Here is a 20,108-nt window from a genome sequence, read left to right on the forward strand (position 1 = left end):
ACCGTGAGCCTGAGCACCAACACCGACAACCGCGTCGAGCTGATCGGCCTGGCGGGGTACCTGCCCGAGGGGCACGCCCTGCTGGCGTCCTGCTTCGACGCGCACCACACCATCGGCGGCGGGCTGTTCGCCATCGGGGACTCGGTCGACGAGATCGACCGGATCTCCAGCTCCGGGCTGGACCGCTCCGGCGGGCTGCTCTACCGGTGCCTGTGGAGCGCCGACGGCAGCCCGGCCGAGCTGGTGGTCTACGACGAGACCGGGGTGCGCCGCTACCACCGGCTGGACGGGGTCTCCACCCCGCACGACATCCTCGCCACCGACGCGGGCGTGCTGGTCGCGGCGACCATGCAGAACGAGGTGCAGTGCGTGGGCGCGGGCGGCGAGGTGCTGTGGCGCTGGCGCGCCCCCGGCGAGCCGGACAGCTGGCACCTCAACAGCCTGGCCCGCTACGGCGACCGCACGGTGGTGTGCGGCTTCGGCGAGTTCCTGCGCCGCCGGGGCTGGGACGAGAGCGGCAAGCCCGCGACCGGCCGGGTGGTGGACCTGGAGAGCGGCGAGCCGGTGCTGGAGGGCCTGACCGCGCCGCACAACCCGTGGCACGACGACGAGGGCTGGCTGGTGTGCGACTCGGCCACCGGCGACCTGGTGCGCTTCCCCGCAGCAGGCGCAGCAGGCGCAGCAGGCGCCGGTTGCGCGGAGAGCGCCGCAGACGCGGCGGGGTCCCGCGCCGAGCGCCTGCCGCTGCCCGGCTGGCCGCGCGGCCTGGTGGTGACCGACCGCTACCTGTTCGTGGGGCTGAGCCCGCACCGGCACGCCGCCACCTCGGTGGAGACCGCGGCGGTGGCCGTGGTCGACCGCCGCCGGTGGGAGCTCGTCGGCGTGGTGAACCTGCCCGCCCGCGAGGTGTACGCGCTGGTGCTGGCCCCGAACGCGCTGGTCGAGGGCGCGCGGGCCGGGTTCGGCGCGAACCGGACCCGCGTGCACGAGCAGGGCCAGTGGCAGATGTTCGACCAGGTGGGCGTGCGGCCCCGGCGGCTGTGGGCGCTGGGCGACCCGCTGACCGACGAGGAGCGGCAGGTCGGGATCACCGTCGACGAGCCCGCGCTGGCGCAGGTCGAGGCGGGCAGCCTGATCGCGGTGGACTGCGCGGTGCGCAACACCGGCACCGGGCTGCTGACCCCGGCCCCGCCCTACCCGGTGCGGGTGGTGCACCGCTGGCTCGACGGCGACGGCGAGGAGGTCGCCACCCAGCAGATCCGCTCGGCGCTGCCCCGCTCGCTGCCGCCGCAGGGCTCGGCGCGGGTGACCGTGCGCGCGCGGGTGCCCGCCCGGCCGGGCGCCTACCGGCTGCGCGTCACCCTGGCGCAGGACGGCGGGGCCCCGTTCGACGAGGTGGACGCGGGCAACGCCGCCGAGGTCGGCTTCGAGGTGGTCGCCGACCGGGTGGACTACCGGGCGCTGGCCGCGTTCGGCCTGTACCCGGCGCAGGTGCGGGCGGCCTGCACGACCGGGGCGACGGTCTCGGCGGTGGTGCGGTCCCTGCTCACCCGTCCCGGCGGCACCCCGAACGGGCTGGTGCTGGCGCTGGTGCGGGAGCTGGGCGAGGACGCGTTCGTGGCCGCGGTGGCCTCGGTGCTGCGCGGCTCGGCCTCGGCGATCCGGCACGTGGTGCTGGAGGCGCTGCCGGACGGGGACGAGGCCAGGATGACCGGGGCCGAGGCGGTGGCGCTGGCGCTGCGCCGGGCGGGCACGCGGGTGGCGTTCGCCTACGCGGGCACCTCGGAGCTGGCGCTGTGCGACGCGCTGGCCAGGCTGGGCCTGCTGGTCAACGGGCGCGGCGACCGCGAGTCGCTGTTCCAGGCGGGCGGCGCGAGCAGGCTGTCGCCGGGCACGGGCGCGGCGGTGCTGCACGGGGCGCGCGGCCTGACCAACGCGCTGGGCGCGCTGGCGGACGTGCGGCGCAACGAGATGGGCGCGCTGGCCGTGGTGGGCCTGCCCTCCACCGGCTCCGCGCCGTTCCTGCCGCCGCACGGCGAGCACGGGCTGATCGGGGCCAGCGCCGAGTTCGCGAAGTCCTCCTACGAGCTGGGCCCGGTGCCCTCGGACCCGGCGGAGCGGGCGGTCTACGCCGAGCGCTTCACCGCCGACCTGGCCTCGGCGCTGGACGACGTGCGCCTGGCCCCGCACGGGCCGGTGCTGTTCGCGGTGCCCCAGGACGTGGCCGAGGCCGAGTGGGTGCCGCTGGACGCGGTGCCCCCGGCCGGGGAGCCCGCCGCCCCTGAGCCGGAGGCGGAGTCGCTGCGCGCGGCGGCCTCGCTGGTGGCGGGCGCGGTCAAGCCGGTGGTGCTGCTGGACGACTACGCGTTCAACCACCGGGGCGTCCGGGCCGCGCTGGCCGAGTTCTGCGCCGCCACCGGGGCCCCGGTGCTCCAGGTGAAGTACAAGCGCGGCCCGATGCTGTTCGAGCGGCTGGACGTCGAGGACGTGCCCTCGTTCCTCGGCTGGTACGACCCGGCCTCCGCCGAGCACCGGGCGCTGCTGGCCGAGGCGGACCTGCTGGTGACCGTCGAGGACCGCAACATGTACCCGAGGGTGGTCGGGCCGCTGCCCGGCTGCGCGAAGGTGGCGGTGAGCTCCAAGCCGTCGGCGGTGGCCAAGAACGGCTACCTGGGGCCGGACGACGCGCTGGTCGGCCCGGACGTGCCGGGGGCGCTGCGCGCGCTGGCCGCGACGGCGCAGGGCGCGCCCGAGCGGCCCTGGTACGACGCGGAGCGGGTGCGCTCGGGCGCCGGGGCGCACGCGGTGCCCGAGCAGGCCGCGCAGCTGCGGCGGGGCGTGGCGCTGGCGCTGGCGTCGGCGGCGCGGGCGGGCAGGCCGCCGGTGCTGGTGGACGACAGCCAGATGTTCGGCGGGGCGCTCTCGGAGGAGTACGACTCGCTGCCGCGCGGGCTGCGGGTGTTCGGCGGGCACGGCGGGTTCGTCGGCTCCGGCATCACCGTGGCCACCGGGCTGGCGCTGGGCGAGCCGGGCGTGAAGGTGTTCTGCACCCTGGGCGACCAGGGGTTCACCAACTCCATGCAGGGCCTGGTGGCCGCGGTGCAGGAGTCCGCGCCGGTGACGTTCGTGGTGTGCAACAACGGCGGGGCGGTGTCGCTGCGCAAGCAGTCGCGGCCCAGTGGGTGGTTGGACAACGGCTCGCACCACTACCTCGACAACGCGGCGGGGATGCGCTACGCCGAGTTCGCCGAGGCGCTGGGCGTGCGGTCGCGGCGGGTGGACCTGGGCGACTGGCTGGACCCGGTGAACGCGCGGGCCGGGCTGGAGACGTTCGCCGAGGCGCTGCGGGCCGCGGCCGAGGTCGACGGGCCGACGCTGGTGGAGCTGGTGCTGCCCGGCGACCCGGAGTTCTGGGCCGGGGTGTGGATCACCGAGGGCTTCGAGCGGCCCGCGCCCGCCGCCGTCCACGAGGGGGTCTCCCGTGCGTGAGATCCCGGTGGAGGCCGTGCCGCTCGCCCCGTACGCGGCGGCGCTGGGCGAGGAGCGGCTGGCGGCGGTGCGCGCGGACGCGGCGCTGACGGCGCGGGCGTTGCGCGGGCGGACCGTGTGGAACGTCAACTCCACGGCGGGCGGCGGCGGGGTGGCCGAGCTGCTGCACGCGCTGCTGCCGCTGGCCCGCGCGCTGGGCGTGGACGCGCGCTGGCTGGTGATCGACGGCGACGAGGAGTTCTGGGCCACCACCAAGCGGCTGTGCACCCGGCTCTACGGGGAGCCCGCCGACGACGGGGCGCTCGGCCCGGCGGAGCTGGCGCACTACCGGCGGGTGACCGCGCAGAACGCGCGCGGGCTGGCCGGGTTCGTGCGGCCCGGTGACGTGGTCGTGGTGCACGAGGCGCACCCGGCGGGCCTGGTCGAGGAGGCCGGGCGGCTGGGCGCGACGGTGGTGTGGCGGCGGCACACCGCGCGCGACGAGCCCAACGAGCACACCCGCGAGGGCTGGGCGTTCCTGCGCCGGTTCGTCGAGCGCGCCGACGCCACGGTGTTCCTGACCGGGAGCGCGCGGCAGGACTGGGCTCCGCGCCCGCACGTGATCCCGCCGTCGATCGACCCGTGCTCGCCGAAGAACTTCGAGCTGGACGGCGGGCAGGTGGTGGCGGTGCTGCGCGCCTCGGGGCTGCTGTCCGGCGGCGGGGGGCCGGTGGAGGTCGCGCCGCCGCTGGGCGGGCCGGTGACGGTGGGCCGGGAGGTGGTCGCGGTCCGGGAGGGCGGGCCGCCGGACCCGGCGACGCCGCTGGTGGTGCAGGTCTCGCGCTGGGACGAGCTGAAGGACATGTCCGGGGTGCTGCGGGCGTTCCTGGCCTCCGGCGGGCACGGGGCCGAGCTGGTGCTGGCGGGCGCGGACGTCACCGGCGTGTCCGACGACCCGGACGCGGCGCGGTTCTTCGAGCTGTGCCGCGTCGAGTGGGCGGCGCTGCCGGTGGAGCAGCGGCGGCGGGTGCACCTGGTGTGCCTGCCGATGGACGACCTGCGGGAGAACGCGGTCGTGGTCAACGCGCTGCAGCGGCACGCGGCCGTGGTGGTGCAGAAGAGCCTCGCCGAGGGGTTCGGGCTGACCGCGACCGAGGCGATGTGGAAGGGGCGACCGCTGCTGGCCAGCGCCGTGGGCGGGCTGCGCGAGCAGGTCGTGCACGGCGAGTCGGGGCTGCTGCTGGAGGACCCGCGCGACGTGGCGGGCGCGGCGCGGCTGCTGGGCGACCTGCTGTCCGACCCGGCGCTGGCGCGCAGGCTGGGCGAGGGCGCTCGGCGCAGGGTTTCGGAGCGCTACCTGCCCGACCGGCACCTGGGCGACTGGGGCCGGTTGGTGCGGGCGGCGGTGAGCGCGGAGGTGGTGTGAGGTGCGGACGCTGGGAAGCGGCGGGCCGGTCGTGTCGGACCTGGGCCTGGGCTGCATGGGCATGTCGCAGTTCTACGGGGCCTGGGACGACGCGGAGTCCGAGCGGGTGATCCTGCGGGCCCTGGAGCTGGGGGTGACGCTGCTGGACACCGCGGACATGTACGGGCCCTACGAGAACGAGCGGCTGATCGGCCGCATCGTGCGGGAGCGGCGCGACGAGGTGGTGATCGCCTCGAAGTTCGGCAACGTCAAGAACGGCGCCGGGGACGTGGTCGGGGTCAACGGGCGGCCGGAGTACGTGCGCACCTCGTGCGAGGGGTCGCTGCGCAGGCTGGGCGTGGACACCATCGACCTGTACTACCAGCACCGCGTCGACCGCTCGACCCCGGTCGAGGAGACCTGGGGGGCGCTGGCGGAGCTGGTGCGGGAGGGCAAGGTCCGGCACCTGGGGATCTGCGAGGCGTCGGCCGAGACGGTGCGGCGCGCGCACGCGGTGCACCCGGTCGCCGCCGTGCAGACCGAGTACTCGCTGATCAGCCGCGACCCCGAGCGCGGGCTGCTGGCGGCGCTGCGGGAGCTGGGCGTCGGGTTCGTGGCCTACTCGCCGCTGGGCCGGGGGCTGCTGACCGGCCGGTTCTCCACCCCCGACGCGCTGGGCGCGGACGACTTCCGCCGCACCCTGCCGCGCTTCCGGGGGGAGGCGCTGGCGCACAACGCCGCCGTGGTGGAGCGGATCGCCGAGGTGGCGCGCGGGCGCGGGGTGACCCCGGCGCAGCTGGCGCTGGCGTGGGCGCTCTCGCGGGGGCCGGACGTGGTGCCGATCCCCGGCACGAAGACGGTGGCGCGGCTGGAGGAGAACCTGGCGGCGCTCCAGGTGGCGCTCTCGCCGGAGGAGCTGGCGCTGCTGGACGAGGTGGCCCCGCCCGGCTGGGCCGAGGGCGAGCGCTACCCGGACATGTCGAAGGTGGACGTCTAGTGGCGGGCGGGGCGTGGTGGCGCGACGCGGTGCTCTACCAGGTGTACCCGCGCAGCTTCGCCGACTCCGGCGGTGACGGGGTCGGCGACCTGCGGGGCGTGCTGGAGCGCCTGGACCACCTGGAGTGGCTGGGCGTGGACGCGGTGTGGCTCTCGCCGTTCTACCCGTCGCCGCAGGCGGACTTCGGCTACGACATCAGCGACTACGAGTCCGTGGCCCCGGAGCACGGGACGCTCGCGGACTTCGACGAGCTGGTGGAGCAGGCGCACCGGCGGGGCATCCGGGTGGTGCTCGACCTGGTCATGAACCACACCTCGGACGAGCACCCGTGGTTCACCGCGTCCCGGTCCGGCCGCGACGACCCCAAGCGGGACTGGTACCTGTGGGCCGATCCCGCGCCGGGCGGCGGGCCGCCGAACAACTGGCTGAGCGCGTTCGAGCGGTGCGGTCCCGCGTGGACGCTCGACGAGGCCACCGGCCAGTACTACCTGCACAGCTTCACCCCCGGTCAGCCGGACCTGAACTGGCGCAACGACGAGGTGCGCGACGCGATGCGCGCGGTGTGGCGGTTCTGGCTGGAGCGGGGCGCGGACGGGTTCCGGGTGGACGTGGCGCACCGGCTGCTCAAGGACCCGCTGCTGCGCGACAACGACGTCGAGGTGGCGTCGGCGCGCAGGCACGTGTCGCACCCGTCGGTGCGCCAGCGCAACATCGACCTGCCCGAGGTGCACGACGTGCTGCGCGACCTGCGCTCGGTGCTCGACGAGCACGGGGCGTTCGCGCTGGGCGAGGTGCCGATCAGCGACGACGCCAGGCTGGCCGCCTACTTCGGCGGGGACGGGATGCAGACGGCGTTCCACGTGGCGTTCTGGGAGCAGCCGTGGGACGCGGCGGCGTTCCGGCGCTGCGTCGAGGGGTTGGCGCGGGCGGCGCGGCCGGACGCGCTGGCGACCTACGCGCTGGCCACGCACGACATCCCGCGCACGGCCGAGCGGTACGGCGCGGGGAGCGGGGAGGACGCCGGGATCGGGGCGGCGCGGGCTCGGGTGGCGGCGGTGCTGGCGCTGACCCTGCGCGGCGTGCCGTGCGTGTACTACGGCGAGGAGATCGGCATGGGGCACGCGGTGCTGCCGCCGGGAGGCGAGCACGACGTGGACGGCCGGGACGGCCAGCGCGCCCCGATGTCGTGGACCGCCGACGGCGGGTTCACCACCGGGACGCCGTGGCTGCCGCACGCGCGCGACGTCGCCGAGGTGAACGTGGCGGCGCAGCGCGGGGACCCCCGGTCGCTGCTGGCCCTGTACCGCTCGCTCATCGCGCTGCGCAAGGAGAGCAAGGCGCTGCGGGAGGGGACCCAGCGGCTGCTGGACGCCCCGGAGGGCGTGTTCGCCTACCTGCGCGAGGCCGGGCCGGAGCGGGTGCTGGTGGCGCTGAACCTGACCGGGGAGCTGGTGCGGTTCGCGGTGCCCGGCGGGGCGGCGGGCGTGGTGGCGCTGTCCAGCGACCCCGACCGGCCCGCCGGTTCCTTCTCCCCCGACCCGCTGCTGCTGGGCGCGCTGGAGGGCCGCGTGGTGCGGGTGGGGCAGCCGTGAGCCGCAACTGGGCCGGGAACCTGACCTACCGGGCCGCCGAGATCGTTCGCCCGTCCACTGTGGACGAGGTGCGGAAGGTGGTGGCGGGCGCGGACAGCGTGCGCGCGCTGGGCACCCGGCACTCGTTCAGCGACCTGGCCGACTGCCCCGGCGGCACCCTGGTGGAGCTGGCGGGCCTGCCGCCGGTGGTGGAGGTGGACTCCTCGGCGGCGCGGGCGCGGGTCTCCGGCGGGCTCGACTACGCGCGGCTGTCGCGGGAGCTGGACCGGGCCGGGTTCGCGCTGCCGACGCTGGCCTCGCTGCCGCACATCAACGTCGCGGGCGCCTGCGCCACCGCCAGCCACGGCTCCGGGGTGGCGAACCCCGTGCTGTCGGAGTCGGTGGCGGCGCTGGAGCTGGTCACCGCGGACGGCGACCTGGCGCGGCTGGACCGCGCGGACCCGGACTTCGCCGGGGCCGTGGTGGCGCTGGGCGCGCTGGGCGTGGTCACCGCGCTGGAGCTGGACCTGGTGCCCGGCTTCGAGGTGGCGCAGCGGGTCTACCTGGGGCTGCCGCTGGAGGTGCTGGACGAGCACTTCGCCGAGCTGGTCTCGTGCGCGCACAGCGTGTGCCTGTTCACCGACTGGGCGGGCTCGGCGCTGACCCAGGTGTGGGTGCAGCAGCGGGTGGGCGACCCGGAGCCGTCGGCGGTGGGGCGGGACTGGTTCACCGCCGTCGAGGCCGACCGCCGCCGCCACCCGGTGGACCGGCTCGACCCGGCCGACTGCACCGAGCAGGGCGGGGTCCCCGGCCGCTGGTTCGAGCGGCTGCCGCACTTCCGGGCGGACGGGCGGCCCAGCTCCGGCGACGAACTGCAGTCCGAGTACATGATCGACATCGCGGACGCCCCGGCCGCGCTGCGGGCCGTGGACGCGGTGCGCGCCGAGGTGCGGCCCGCGCTCCAGGTGTGCGAGGTGCGCACGGTCGCGCCGGACGGGCTGTGGTTGAGCCCCTGCTACGGCAGGGCCAGCGCGAGCGTGCACTTCACCTGGGACCCCGAGCCGACCGCGGCGCTGGCGGCGGTGGCGGCGGTGGAGCGGGCGCTGGAGCCGTTCGACCCGCGCCCGCACTGGGCCAAGACGACCACGTCGACCCCGGAGGCGGTGGCCGCCCGCTACGAGCGGGTGGACGACTTCGCCGACCTGGTGCGCCGCTACGACCCGGAGGGCCGGTTCGCCAACGACTTCACCCGGCGGCACCCCGGCCTCTCGCCCTGATCCCGGCCAGCGCCGCCGAACGACCGCACCGCCGAACGGACACGACCGGAGACAACCGGAGACGAGGAAGATGGCAGACACGGCCAAGCAGCCCGCCACCGCGCGGCGCGACCCGACGGGGCACGTCGCCGCGCACCGCTCCCCGGAGCCCGACGCCCCGAGGCCCGGCTCCACCGCGCCCGAAGCCCCGGCGCCCGGCTCCACCGCGGCCCGCCCCCCGGAGGTGCTGAGCACCGCGCGCGGCGCCACCGTCTGGTTCACCGGCCTGCCCAGCTCGGGCAAGTCCACCCTGGCGCGCGCCGTCGCCGCCAGGGTCTCCGCGGGCCGGGTCGAGGTGCTCGACGGCGACGAGGTGCGCCGCACCCTGTCCGCAGGGCTCGGCTTCTCCCGGACCGACCGGGAGATCAACATCGAGCGCATCGGGTTCGTCGCCGACCTGCTGGCCCGCAACGGGGTCCTGGTGCTGGCGGCGGTCATCTCGCCCTACCGGGACGCCCGCGCGCGGGTCCGCGACCGGCACCGCGCCGACGGGGCCCCGTTCTTCGAGGTGCACGTGGCGACCCCGGTCGAGCGGTGCGCCGCGCGGGACGTCAAGGGCCTGTACGCCCGGCAGCGCGCGGGCGAGCTGACCGGCCTGACCGGCGTGGACGACGTCTACGAGGAGCCCGCCGAGCCGGAGCTGCGGCTGGGGACCGAGGACGACGTGGCGCGCACCGCCGACCGGGTGGTCGCGCTGCTCGTCGACGCGGGGGTGCTGCGGTGAGCGCCACGGCCGAGGCCGCCTCCGGGCTCGACCGGGAGGCGGCGCTGACCGACCTGGAGGACGAGTCGGTGCACGTGCTGCGCGAGGTGGTCGCCACCTCCGACCGGCCCGTGCTGCTGTTCAGCGGCGGCAAGGACTCGATCGTCGTGCTGCACCTGGCGCGCAAGGCGTTCTGGCCCGGCCGGGTGCCGTTCCCGGTGCTGCACGTGGACACCGGGCACAACTTCCCCGAGGTGATCGCCTTCCGGGACCGGACCGTCGCCGAGCTGGGCCTGCACCTGGAGGTGGCCTCCGTGCAGGAGGCCATCGACGCGGGCCGGGTGGCCGAGCGGCCGGACGGGGTGCGCAACCGGTTGCAGACCACCCCGCTGCTCGACGCGATCGCCGCGCACCGCTTCGACGCGGTGATCGGCGGGGCGCGCCGCGACGAGGAGAAGGCCCGCGCGAAGGAGCGGGTGTTCTCGGTGCGCGACGAGTTCGGCCGCTGGGACCCGCGCAACCAGCGCCCCGAGCTGTGGGACCTGTACAACGGCAGGCACCGGCCCGGCGAGCACGTGCGGGTGTTCCCGCTGTCGAACTGGACCGAGCTGGACGTGTGGGGCTACATCCGCCGCGAGGGCGTCGCGGTGCCGTCGATCTACTACGCGCACCGGCGGCCCGTGGTGCGCCGCGACGGGATGCTCGTGGCCGTCACGGAGTTCACCCCGGCCGCCGAGGGCGAGCCGGTGTCGGTGGAGTCGGTGCGCTACCGCACCGTCGGCGACGCCACGTGCACCGGCGCGGTCGCCTCGACGGCGGCCACGCCGGACGAGGTGGTGGCCGAGGTGGCGCGCAGCGCGCTCACCGAGCGCGGGGCCACCCGCGCCGACGACCGGTCGGGCGAGGCCGCGATGGAGGACCGCAAGCGGGAGGGGTACTTCTGATGCCGGGACTGCTGCGCGTGGCGACGGCCGGGAACGTCGACGACGGCAAGAGCACCCTGATCGGCAGGCTGCTGCACGACGCCAAGGCGGTGCTGGCGGACCAGCTGGCCGCGGTGGAGGGCGACAGCGCGCGCCGGGGGTTCGACCGGCCCGAGCTGGCGCTGCTGGTGGACGGGCTGCGCGACGAGCGGGAGCAGGGCATCACGATCGACGTGGCGCACCGCTACTTCGCCACCCCGCGCCGCTCGTTCGTGCTGGCCGACACGCCCGGCCACGTCCAGTACACCCGCAACACGGTGACCGGCGCGTCGACCGCGGACGTGGCGGTGGTGCTGCTCGACGCCAGGACCGGGCTGACCGACCAGGGCAGGCGGCACACCGCGATCGCCGCGCTGCTGGGGCTGCGGCACGTGGTGCTGGCGGTCAACAAGATGGACGCGGTGGGCTTCTCGGCGGAGGTGTTCGAGCGGCACGCGGCGGAGTTCGGGGCGGTGGCGCGGCGGCTGGGCGTGCGGTCGTGGACGGCGGTGCCGCTGTCGGCGCTGCACGGCGACAACGTGGTGGAGCCGTCCGAGCGCACCCCCTGGTACGGCGGGACGCCGCTGCTGCGGCACCTGGAGGAGCTGGAGCTGGAGCCGGAGCGGCACCCCGGCGGTCGGTTGCCGGTGCAGCTGGTGATCCGGCCGCGCACCGAGGCGCACGCGGACTTCCGCGGCTACGCGGGCCGGGTCGCCGCGGGTGGGCTGGCCGTGGGCGACGAGGTCGTGGCGCAGCCGGACGGGTGGCGCACGGTGATCACCGGCATCGACACCGCCGACGGGCCGCTGGAGCGGGCGGGCGTCGGCCGGTCGGTGGTGGTGCGGCTGGCCGACGAGCTGGACGCGGGCCGGGGCGCGCTGCTGTGCTCGGGGCGGCAGCCGGAGGTGGCGCGCGCCCTGGAGGCGGTGGTGTGCTGGCTGGCGCACGAGCCGCTGCGGCCGGGCGGGCGGTACCTGCTGCGGCACACCACGCGGGAGCGCCGGGCGGTGGTGGAGTCGGTGGGGTCGCGGCTGGACGTGGCGACCCTGGAGCGCGGGCCCGCCGAGGAGCTGGCGCTCAACGACATCGGGGTGGTGCGGTTGCGCCTTGACGGGCCGGTGGCGGTGGACCGGTACGCCGAGAGCCGGTCCACGGGGGCGTTCGCGCTGGTCGACGAGGTCAGCGGGGGGACAGCGGCGGCGGGGATGGTGCTGGGGACGCGCTGACCGGGGCGCACGGGTCGGGGTTCGCGGCGGTGGCGGGGGTGGTCCCCCGGTCACGGGCGTCCGGCGGCGAGCCCAGCCCCGCGTCGGGGTCGGAGTCGGGGTCCGGGGTGCGGTCGGGTTTCGGGGTGCGATCGCCGCGCGGGTTCGCGGCGGTGGTCCCCCGGTCACGGGCGTCCGGCGGCGAGCCCAGCCCCGCGTCGCGGTCGGGGTCCGGGGTGCGGTCGGGTTTCGGGGTGCGATCGCCGCGCGGATTCGCGGCGGTGGCGGGACTGTCCGGGGGTTTGTCGGCACCGACGCCGTGCGGGGGTCCGCCGTTCGCGCTGCGCGAGGGCTCGCCACCAGTGCCGTCCGGGGGCTCGCCGTTCACGCCGTGCGGCGGCTCGCCGCCAGCGCCGTGCGGGGACTCGCCGCCGCAGGCGCCTCCCCCTGGTCCTCCGCCGCCGGGGAGCTCGTCGGCGCCCGAGCCGCCAGCGGGTCCCCCACCCGCGCCGACTGCGCCGCCCGAGCCACTCGCGCCGACTGCCCAACCCGAGCCGCCCGCGCTCCGGGCGCTCCCGGCGTCGTTCCCGTCTCGGTCCACGTCCGCGTCCGCCGCCTCGGCAGGCGGCCCCGGTAAGCCCCTGGTGTAAGCCCGCACGACCTCGTGCACCGCGTACCGCCCCGGCGAGCGCTGCGCCAGCAGCCGCACGTCCAGCAGCCGCTCCAGCACCGCCTCGGCGCGGTCCACCGCGAGCCCGGCCAGCTCCGCCACCCGGTGCGCGTCGAAGTCGGCCGAGGGCAGCGCCCCGACCAGCCGCAGCACCCGCCGGTGCGCGGGCTCCAGCTCCTCGAACGAGAGCCCCACGGCCGCCGCGACGCTGCGGTCCTCCACGGCCAGCTCCCCCAGCCCGCCGCGCCGGTCGCGCAGCCGCTCCACCATGTGCGCGATGCTCCAGGCGGGCCGGTTGTGCAGCCGGGTGCAGGCGATGCGCACCGCCAGCGGCAGCCCGCCGCACGCGGTGACCAGCTCGCGGGCGGCCTCCGGCTCGGCGGCCACCCGGTCCGCGCCCAGCACGCCCTCCACCACGCGCAGCACCTCGTCGGGCGGCGGCGGCTCCAGGGACAGGGTCAGCGCCCCGTCCAGCCCGGCGATCCTGCTGCGGCTGGTGACCACCACGACGCTGTCGGCCGCGCCGGGCAGCAGCGGGCGCACCTGGGCGGTGTCCACGGCGTTGTCCAGCAGCACGACCAGCCTGCGCCCGGCCGTGCGCATCCGCCACAGCGCCGCCCGGCCCACCGTGCCCGGCGGCAGCCGGTCCGAGGGCACGCCCGCCTGGCGCAGCAGCACCTCCAGCGCCTCCTCCGGACCGACCGGCGGGCGCACCGGCGAGTGGCCGTGCAGGTCGACGTAGAAGCGGCCGTGCGGGAACTCCTCGGCGAGCCCGTGCGCGACGTGCACGGCCAGCGAGGTCTTGCCGACGCCCGGCATCCCGTCGAGGCCGATGATGGTCAGCCCGCCCCGGCCCTCGCGCACCCGCTCGCGGATGCGCTCCTGCTCGGCGGCGCGGCCGACGAAGTCCGCCATCGCGTAGGGCAGCGCCTGCGGCGGCGCGGCGAACACCGGCGCGGCGGGCGCGCGCTCCACGCCCGCGAGCGCGGGGTCGCTGCGCAGCATCCGCTCGTGCAGCGACGCCAGCTCGCGGCCGGGGTCGACGCCCAGCTCGTCCCCGAGCAGCCTGCGGCCCTCCCGGTACAGGCGCAGCGCCTCGGCCTGGCGGCCCGCCCGGTACAGCGCGAGCATGAGCTGCCCGCGCGTGCTCTCGCGCAGCGGGTCCTCCACGAGGCGGGCGTGCAGCTCCGGCACCAGCTCCCGGCCCTCTCCCCCGGCCAGGCGCAGCTCGGCGAGCCGGTCGGCGGCGGCGAGCCTGCGCTCCTGCAGGATCGTGGCGGCCGGGCCGATCACCGGGCTGTCCAGCCCGGCCAGCACCGGTCCCCGCCACAGCGCGAGCGCCTCGTGCAGGTGCGCGGTCTCGGCCCGCGCGTCCCCGCCCGCCGCCGCCTCGCGGGCCTGCCGCAGGCAGCGGTCGAACACGCCGAGGTCGGTGCGCTCCTCGGTGACGTCCGCCCGGTAGCCGCTGCCGTCGGTGGTGATCACCCGCGCGCCGCCGGGCACCCGCCTGCGCAGCTCGGCGACGATCTTGCGGACCTGGTTGACGGCCGTGGGAGGCGGCTGCGCTCCCCACGCGGCCTGGAGCAGGGTCGGCAGCGACACGACCCGGCCCGCCTCCAGCAGCAGCACGGCGAGCACGCACTCCGACCGGGCCCCGCCGAGCGGGACGCGCCGCGCGCCCGCCCACACCTCCAGTGGTCCGAGCAGCCGGAACTCCACGTGGTCCTCCCCCAGTTGCCGCCGACCGCCCTCGGTCACCGGGGAGCACGAACGCGATGACCAGGCACGGGACTCGCCACAAAATCCGCCGACAAAACACTCGCAGGCCATGTTCACTCGGATGCACATCGGTTTTCCGCACTGGGAAGCGATGGGGAATCGTTGCGGTATCGGCCTTGGCAAACTGACCGTAGCAGAGCGCGCAAAGGCAGCAGAACCACGTGGAACGGGGTCGCATGGGAACAAGGCCGAACACGGAACTGGGACTTCTGCTCAAGCGGCACCGGGTGCGCCACGACCTGACCCAGGCGCAATTGGCGAACCGGTCCGGCGTGAGCGTGCGGACCATTCGGGAAATCGAGCGCGGCACCGGCGCGCGGCCGAGGGGGCGCACCGTGGCGCTGGTCGCCGGGGCGCTGGGGCTGTCCGGCCAGGAGCGGGCCGCGCTGTCCGGGGTCGCGGGCGGACGGGTCGGGGCGGACGAGGCGCACGCCGGGCCGGTGGCCCCGCCGTCGCCGCTGGACGCGCTGCTCGGCCGGGAGGCCGAGGTGGGCGCGCTGGCGTCGTCGCTGCGCACGGGGGCGCAGCGGCTGGTGACCGTGACCGGGCTCGGCGGGGTGGGCAAGACCCGGTTGGCGCTGGGGGTCGCGGGGGTGCTGCACGGCGCGGAGGGGTTCTCGGTGCTGTGGCACTCCACCGACCCGCGCTACCCGGCGGGCGCGGGCCCGTCGTGGCCGGAGCGGCTGCTGGACCGGGCCCGTCCCGCCGGGGCGGGACGGGCGACGCTGCTGGTGCTCGACGGTGGGCGCGCGGGCGCGGAGCGGGTGCTGCCCGCGCTGCGGGACTGCCGGGACCTGCGGGTGCTGATCACCGCGTCGGGCCCGCTGGGCCTGCCGGGCGAGCGGGTGTTCCCGCTGGCGCCGCTGGCGGTGCCGGAGCGGGGCGCGACCGGTGCGGAGGCGGTGTCGCGGTTGCCGTCGGTGGCGCTGCTGGCGTGCCACGCGCGGCGGGTGCGGCCGGACTTCCGGGTGGTCGAGGCGAACGCGGAGGCCGTGGCGGCGCTGGTCGGCTGGGCGGACGGGGTGCCGTCGGCGCTGGAGGCGCTGGCGTCGTGGTTCGCGCTGTACGAGCCGGAGGAGCTGCGCGGGCACGTGGCGCAGGACCCGGTGGCGTTCCTGGGCGGGACGGCGGGCGCGGTGCGCCGGGCGCTGGGCGGGCTGGGCGCCGGGGAGCGGGCGCTGCTGCGCGCGCTGGCCGCGCGGGGCCGGGACTGGTCGGTGGCGGACGCGGCGCGGGCGTCGGGCCTGGCCGGGACGGCGTGCGCGGGGCTGCTGCGGGGCCTGCTGGCGGCGGGCGTGCTGCGGCCGACCCCGAACGCGCCGACCGCGCGGCTGCGGGTGCCGATCCTGGTGCGGCACCTGTGCGCGCCGGTGGCCGAGGTCGGGGTCGGGGCCGAGGCGACCAGGCCCGAGGCGGGGGCCCACGCGGTCAGCCCCGAGGCCGAGGAGGGTGCGCGGACGAGGGGCGGCGCAGCCCGGCGCGCGGCGTGACCAGGCCCGAGGCGGGGACCGGGGTGACCAGGCCCGAGGTGACCAGGGCGGAGGCGGGCGCGCGGCGAGGCGACGCCCCGGTTCGGCGCGCCACGAGGCCGGGTCGAACGCGGGCCTGCGCCGGACCGCCCTGGGCGCGGCGTAGGCGGCGGGCGCGGGGCCTGCCCCCCCGGTCCGTCGGTGCCCGCCGCGCTCAGCAGGCCCCGCCACCGCCCGCGCCCACCCGGACCCGCGTCTCGCACAACCCCCGCCACACGGCGCCCACCGCACGACCTCTGCCGCGCCCCCCGACCTCCACCACCCGCCTGACGGCCCCCGCCTTCCAACCACCACGTGGCGCCCGCTTCGCGACGCCCACCGCACGGCCGACACCGGATGGCCTCAGCCCCGCACCCTTCTGACCTCCGCCCCCTGACGGCCCCCGCCGCCCAACCACCACCACGCGGCACCCGCTTCACGACGCCCACCGCACGGCCGACACAACACGACCTCTGCCCCGCACCCCTCCGACCTGCGCTTTCCAGCCACCGCCACCCGCACCCGCCTCGCGGCCCCGCCTTACGCCCCCGCTACCCGCTACCCGCTACCCGTTCCAGCCTCGCGGCCCACCCCGTCCCGGCTCCCCCTCCCACCTCAACCCCCCGCCCCGAACACCCCCACCGGGTCGTCCAGCACCCGCTGCCACGCCAGCTCCGCCGCCCCCACCAGGCTCCAGTCCCGCAGCTCCGCCCGCCGCAGCGGCACCGCCCCGCTGCGCCCCCACAGGCTCCACCCGGCCACCGCCGCCGCCAGCCGCTCCGGTTCCGCCGCCAGGAGGTGCCCGTGCAGCCCCCCGAGCACGACCCGGTCCGGGTTCAGCACGTTCACCAGCCCCGCCAACCCCACCCCCAGCAGGTCGACGGCCCCGTCCACCGCCGCCCGCACCCGAGGGTCGCCCGCCCGCTCCGGCAGCAGCGCCACCGCCCGGTCCAGCGGCGACCCCGACCCCTCCGGCGACCGCCCGGCGGCGGCCAGCAGCGCCAGCGGGTCGGCCTCCACGTCCAGGCACCCCCGCCCCCCGCAGTGGCACGGCCTGCCGCTCGGGTTGACCGTCAGGTGCCCGACCTCCATCGCCAGCCCGGCCCCACCCCGGTAGAGCGCCCCGTCGACCACGAGCGCCCCGCCGACCCCGCGCCGCCCGGTCGCCACCACGAGCAGGTGCGCCGCGCCCCGTCCGGCCCCGTGCCGGTGCTCGGCGAGCGCGCCGAGGTTGATGTCGTTGGCCACGTCCGCCCCGCCGGGGAGCCCGGCCCGCGCGGTCTCGGCGGCCATGATCGCCCGCACCGGCACCCCCGCGCTCCAGGCCACGTGCAGCGGGTTGAGCGCGGTCCCGTCGGGCTCGGCCACGGCCGACGGCACCGCCAGCCCCGCGCCGACGCAGGCCCGCCCACTGCGCCGCAGCAGCCGCACGCCCTCCCGGACGGCGGCGCGCACTACGAGCTCCGGCTCGGCGGGCACGACCAGCGCGCGCGTGCGCCGCGCGGCCACCTCGCCGCCGAGCCCGACGAGCGCGACCTGGTATCCGTCCACGTGCACCTGGGCGGCCAGCGCGACGGGACCGCCGGGCGCGGGCGCGATCCGGTGCGACGGCCTGCCCGGCGCGTCGCCGGGCGCGCCGGGGCTGCTGTCCACGCGCACCAGGCCGAGCCCGGCCAGCTCCGCGAGCACCGCGCCCGCGGTGGTGCGGGTGGTGCCCAGCGCCGCGGTCAGCTCGGCGCGGACGCGCACCCGGCCGGTGTGCACCAGCTCCAGCGCTCGTCCGACCAGGGAGTTCCCCCGTGCCATCTTTGCCCTCCGCACCGCGCGTTCCTAGACTGGGTTTGTGACGCCAATGGACAAATTATCCCCTGGGTCCGCCGTGACGGGCGCGAACGCGCGCGACCTGGCGCTGGTGCGGATCGCCACGACGGGGTTCTTCGCCCTGGGCGGGTTCGTCTTCGCCGGGTGGGCGGTCCGCATCCCCGCCGTCAAGGAGCAGGTGTCGGCGAGCCCGGCCACGCTCGGCCTCGCGCTGTTCGCGATGACCGGCTCGGCGGTGGCCACGATGGCGGTCACCGGCGGGCTGTGCAGACGGCTGGGCAGCGGGCGGGTCACGGTGGTGGCCGCCGCGCTGCTGGCGGTGAGCGCGGTGCTGCCGACGCTGCCGCGCACGGCGGTGGGCCTCGGCCTGGCGCTGCTGGTGTTCGGCGTCGCCTACGGCGCGATCGACGTAGCCGTGAACAGCGTCGCGGTGGACCTGGTGGCCGCGCTGCGCAGGCCGATCATGCCGAGCCTGCACGCGGCGAACAGCCTGGGCAGCCTGGCCGGGGCGGGGGCGGGCGGCCTGCTCGCGCCGCACCTGTCCCCCACCGCGCACATGCTGCTGGTCGCCCCGCTGGGCGTGGTCGCGGCGGCGGCGGGCGGCTGGGTGCTGCTCACCCGTCCGCTGCCGTCCTCGCACCGGCAGGAGCCGGAGGGGGACGCGCGCGGAGGAGGGGGCCGCAGGCTGCTCCCCCGGCTGCGGGCGGGACTGCCGCTGTTCGCCGCGATCGCGCTGTGCGCGGCCTACGGGCAGGGCGCGCTGGACAGCTGGGTGCCGCTGCACATCACCTCGGACCTGGGCGGCGGCGAGGGCGTCGCGGCGGCGGGCTACGCGATCGTGCAAGGCACCATGACGGCGGGCAGGTTGGCGGGCGTCGCGCTGCTGGAGCGGCTCGGGCAGACCGTCGTGGTGGTCGCGGGCGGGGCGCTGGCCTGCGCGGGCGCGCTGGTGGCCGCGCTGGCCCCTGCGCTGCCGGTGGTGCTGGTGGCGCTGGCTGCCACCGGACTCGGCCTGGCCAACATCTTCCCGGTGGCGATCGGTCGGGCGGGCGCGATCGGTGGTCCGTCCGGGGTCGCGTTCGCCTCCACGCTCGGTTACGGCGGCATCCTGCTGGCCCCGCCGACGATCGGTTTCCTGGCCGAGGACTTCGGTTTGCCGAAAGCGTTCACCCTGATCGCCGTGATGATCGGCGCGGCTGCCGTGATGGGATACGCGGCGCGCAAGCAGCAGTTTTCCTGAGCCGCCCGCGCGACGCCTCCGGGTTATCGCCCGCAGGCGTGATCCCGGCCGGGGCTGCGGGTAATCCAGAATTAATCGGGCGGCCACCCGTGAATTCACCTGGCGCGCGTCCGGGCGGACCGAAAAATTGTTGAAAGCGTTCGGCGCACCCCGGCCGGGACGAGATCGGTCGCGGCCCGCCCCCGGTCCGGGGCGGGCCGCGCTAGCGCGCCAGCAGCACCAGCAGCACCGCGTTCAGCGCGATGACCGCCACCGCCGCCGCCCACGCGGCGAGCCGCGTGCCGCGCCCGTTCGCGTGCTCCCCCATCACCGCGCGCGACGAGGTCAGCCGCACCAGCGGCACCAGGGCGAACGGGATGCCGAACGAGAGCACCACCTGCGACCACACCAGCGCCTGCGTCGGGTCCGCGCCCACCGCGAGCACGAGCAGCGCGGGCGCCAGCGTCACCAGGCGGCGGGTCAGCAGGGAGACGCGCACGTCGAGCAGGCCCTCCAGCACCACCGCACCCGAGTACGACCCGACCGCCGTGGAGGCCAGGCCGGACGCCAGCAGGCCCACCGCGAACAGCAGCGCCACCCCGCCGCCGAGGGCGTCGCCGATGGCCGCGTGCACCTGGTCGAGGCCGTCCAGGCCGGGCACGTCGCGCAGCGCGGTGGCCGCGAGCAGGAGCAGCGACAGGTTCACCGCGCCCGCCACGACCATCGCCAGCACCACGTCCACCCGCGTGGCCGCCAGCAGCCCGCGCAGGGCGTCGCCGGTGGCCCGGCCGTGCCGGTCGCGGGCCAGGGCCGAGTGCACGTACACCGCGTGCGGCATGACCGTGGCGCCGAGCATCCCGGCCGCCAGCACCACGCTGTCCACCCCGTCGAAGCGCGGCACCAGCCCGCCCAGCGCCTCGGCGGGCGGCGGGGAGAGCAGGAGACCCGCGGCGAAGCCGATGGCGATGATCAGCAGCATCCCGGTGATCACCCGCTCGAACGCGCGCTGCCCGCTGCGGTCGCGCAGCACCAGCAGGACCGTCGACACCGCGCCGGTGATCACCCCGCCGAGCAGCAGCGGGAGGTCGAACAGCAGGTTCAGGGCGATCGCGCCGCCGACCACCTCGGCCAGGTCGGTGGCCACGGCCACGCCCTCGGCCTGCGCCCAGTAGGCCAGCCGCGCGGGCCTGGACAGGCCGTCGCGCACCGCTTCGGGCAGCGAGCGGCCGGTGACCAGGCCGAGCTTGGCGGAGAGGGTCTGGACCAGTCCGGCCATGACGTTCGCGGCCACCAGCACCCAGACCAGCAGGAACCCGTACCGGGCCCCGGCGGCGGTGTTCGTGGCGACGTTGCCGGGGTCGACGTAGGCGATGGCCGCGACGAACGCGGGCCCGAGCAGGGCCGTTCCCGAGCGGAGCCGGGTCGCGCGGGTGGCACGGGTGACGCGGGTGGTCGCCACGGCGCCCCTCCCTCCAGTTGCACTT

Annotated in this window: 13 protein-coding genes; 10 read left to right on the top strand and 3 right to left on the bottom strand. The window is 77.0% G+C overall.

The genetic code is table 11. The annotated features are described in order from the left end of the window. Positions 1 to 3 precede the first annotated feature (3 nt). The 8 genes from LV78_RS33965 (at position 4) to LV78_RS34000 (ending at position 11,648) form a co-directional block, all read left to right on the top strand. On the top strand, positions 4 to 3,489 hold the full coding sequence (locus LV78_RS33965) for a thiamine pyrophosphate-dependent enzyme (protein ID WP_253850084.1): 3,486 nt from the start codon (positions 4 to 6) through the stop codon (positions 3,487 to 3,489). Next, a complete protein-coding gene (locus tag LV78_RS41875; RefSeq protein ID WP_253850085.1) occupies positions 3,482 to 4,894 on the top strand; it encodes a glycosyltransferase in 1,413 nt (470 codons plus the stop codon). Before LV78_RS33965 ends, LV78_RS41875 begins: the two co-directional genes overlap by 8 nt. A 1-nt stretch (position 4,895) precedes the next feature. Beyond that, positions 4,896 to 5,870 (top strand): aldo/keto reductase, encoded by a 975-nt coding sequence (locus LV78_RS33975; RefSeq protein WP_253850086.1) that lies wholly within the window; start codon positions 4,896 to 4,898, stop codon positions 5,868 to 5,870. Beyond that, positions 5,870 to 7,462, top strand: coding sequence for an alpha-amylase family glycosyl hydrolase (locus LV78_RS33980; protein WP_253850087.1), 1,593 nt, complete (start codon positions 5,870 to 5,872; stop codon positions 7,460 to 7,462). Before LV78_RS33975 ends, LV78_RS33980 begins: the two co-directional genes overlap by 1 nt. Beyond that, the gene (locus tag LV78_RS33985) at positions 7,459 to 8,718 is read left to right on the top strand and encodes an FAD-binding protein (protein ID WP_253850088.1); all 1,260 of its coding nucleotides are present in this window, start codon (positions 7,459 to 7,461) and stop codon (positions 8,716 to 8,718) included. The genes LV78_RS33980 and LV78_RS33985 overlap by 4 nt, the downstream gene beginning before the upstream one ends. A gap of 70 nt (positions 8,719 to 8,788) precedes the next feature. Continuing rightward, on the top strand, positions 8,789 to 9,481 hold the full coding sequence (cysC, locus tag LV78_RS33990; protein WP_308208788.1) for an adenylyl-sulfate kinase: 693 nt from the start codon (positions 8,789 to 8,791) through the stop codon (positions 9,479 to 9,481). Then, on the top strand, positions 9,478 to 10,404 hold the full coding sequence (gene cysD / locus LV78_RS33995; RefSeq protein ID WP_253850089.1) for a sulfate adenylyltransferase subunit CysD: 927 nt from the start codon (positions 9,478 to 9,480) through the stop codon (positions 10,402 to 10,404). Before cysC ends, cysD begins: the two co-directional genes overlap by 4 nt. After that, a complete protein-coding gene (locus LV78_RS34000; protein ID WP_253850090.1) occupies positions 10,404 to 11,648 on the top strand; it encodes a sulfate adenylyltransferase subunit 1 in 1,245 nt (414 codons plus the stop codon). The genes cysD and LV78_RS34000 overlap by 1 nt, the downstream gene beginning before the upstream one ends. On the opposite strand, the gene LV78_RS34005 is transcribed toward LV78_RS34000, so the two are convergent. Beyond that, positions 11,602 to 14,016, bottom strand: a complete 2,415-nt coding sequence (locus LV78_RS34005; RefSeq protein WP_253850091.1) for an AfsR/SARP family transcriptional regulator — start codon at positions 14,014 to 14,016, stop codon at positions 11,602 to 11,604. The genes LV78_RS34000 and LV78_RS34005 overlap by 47 nt on opposite strands. Positions 14,017 to 14,252: 236 nt before the next feature. On the opposite strand from LV78_RS34005, the gene LV78_RS34010 reads away from it, so the two are divergent. Continuing rightward, positions 14,253 to 15,566: a helix-turn-helix domain-containing protein gene (locus LV78_RS34010; RefSeq protein WP_253850092.1), complete on the top strand. Its 1,314-nt coding sequence runs from the start codon at positions 14,253 to 14,255 to the stop codon at positions 15,564 to 15,566. 633 nt (positions 15,567 to 16,199) lie between these two features. On the opposite strand, the gene LV78_RS34015 is transcribed toward LV78_RS34010, so the two are convergent. Beyond that, positions 16,200 to 17,390 (bottom strand): ROK family protein, encoded by a 1,191-nt coding sequence (locus tag LV78_RS34015; protein WP_253850093.1) that lies wholly within the window; start codon positions 17,388 to 17,390, stop codon positions 16,200 to 16,202. Positions 17,391 to 17,436: 46 nt separating this feature from the next. Here LV78_RS34015 and LV78_RS34020 point away from each other — a divergent pair, with 46 nt between their 5' ends. Next, positions 17,437 to 18,645, top strand: coding sequence for an MFS transporter (locus LV78_RS34020; protein WP_253850175.1), 1,209 nt, complete (start codon positions 17,437 to 17,439; stop codon positions 18,643 to 18,645). A 202-nt stretch (positions 18,646 to 18,847) separates the two neighbouring features. Here the strand turns inward: LV78_RS34020 and LV78_RS34025 are convergent, their stop codons facing one another. Then, on the bottom strand, positions 18,848 to 20,083 hold the full coding sequence (locus tag LV78_RS34025) for an Nramp family divalent metal transporter (protein WP_253850094.1): 1,236 nt from the start codon (positions 20,081 to 20,083) through the stop codon (positions 18,848 to 18,850). Positions 20,084 to 20,108: the final 25 nt, after the last annotated feature.

The sequence above is a fragment of the Actinosynnema pretiosum genome (assembly GCF_024171695.1).
In the GTDB taxonomy this organism is placed as follows: domain Bacteria; phylum Actinomycetota; class Actinomycetes; order Mycobacteriales; family Pseudonocardiaceae; genus Actinosynnema; species Actinosynnema pretiosum.

Bases quoted from the DNA above. Each gene is read 5' to 3' on its own strand.
- LV78_RS34020 (WP_253850175.1), top strand. From the start codon at position 17,437: ATGGACAAATTATCCCCTGGGTCCGCCGTGACGGGCGCGAACGCGCGC.
- LV78_RS34010 (WP_253850092.1), top strand. From the start codon at position 14,253: ATGGGAACAAGGCCGAACACGGAACTGGGACTTCTGCTCAAGCGGCAC.
- LV78_RS34000 (WP_253850090.1), top strand. From the start codon at position 10,404: ATGCCGGGACTGCTGCGCGTGGCGACGGCCGGGAACGTCGACGACGGC.
- cysC (WP_308208788.1), top strand. From the start codon at position 8,789: ATGGCAGACACGGCCAAGCAGCCCGCCACCGCGCGGCGCGACCCGACG.
- LV78_RS34015 (WP_253850093.1), bottom strand. From the start codon at position 17,390: ATGGCACGGGGGAACTCCCTGGTCGGACGAGCGCTGGAGCTGGTGCAC.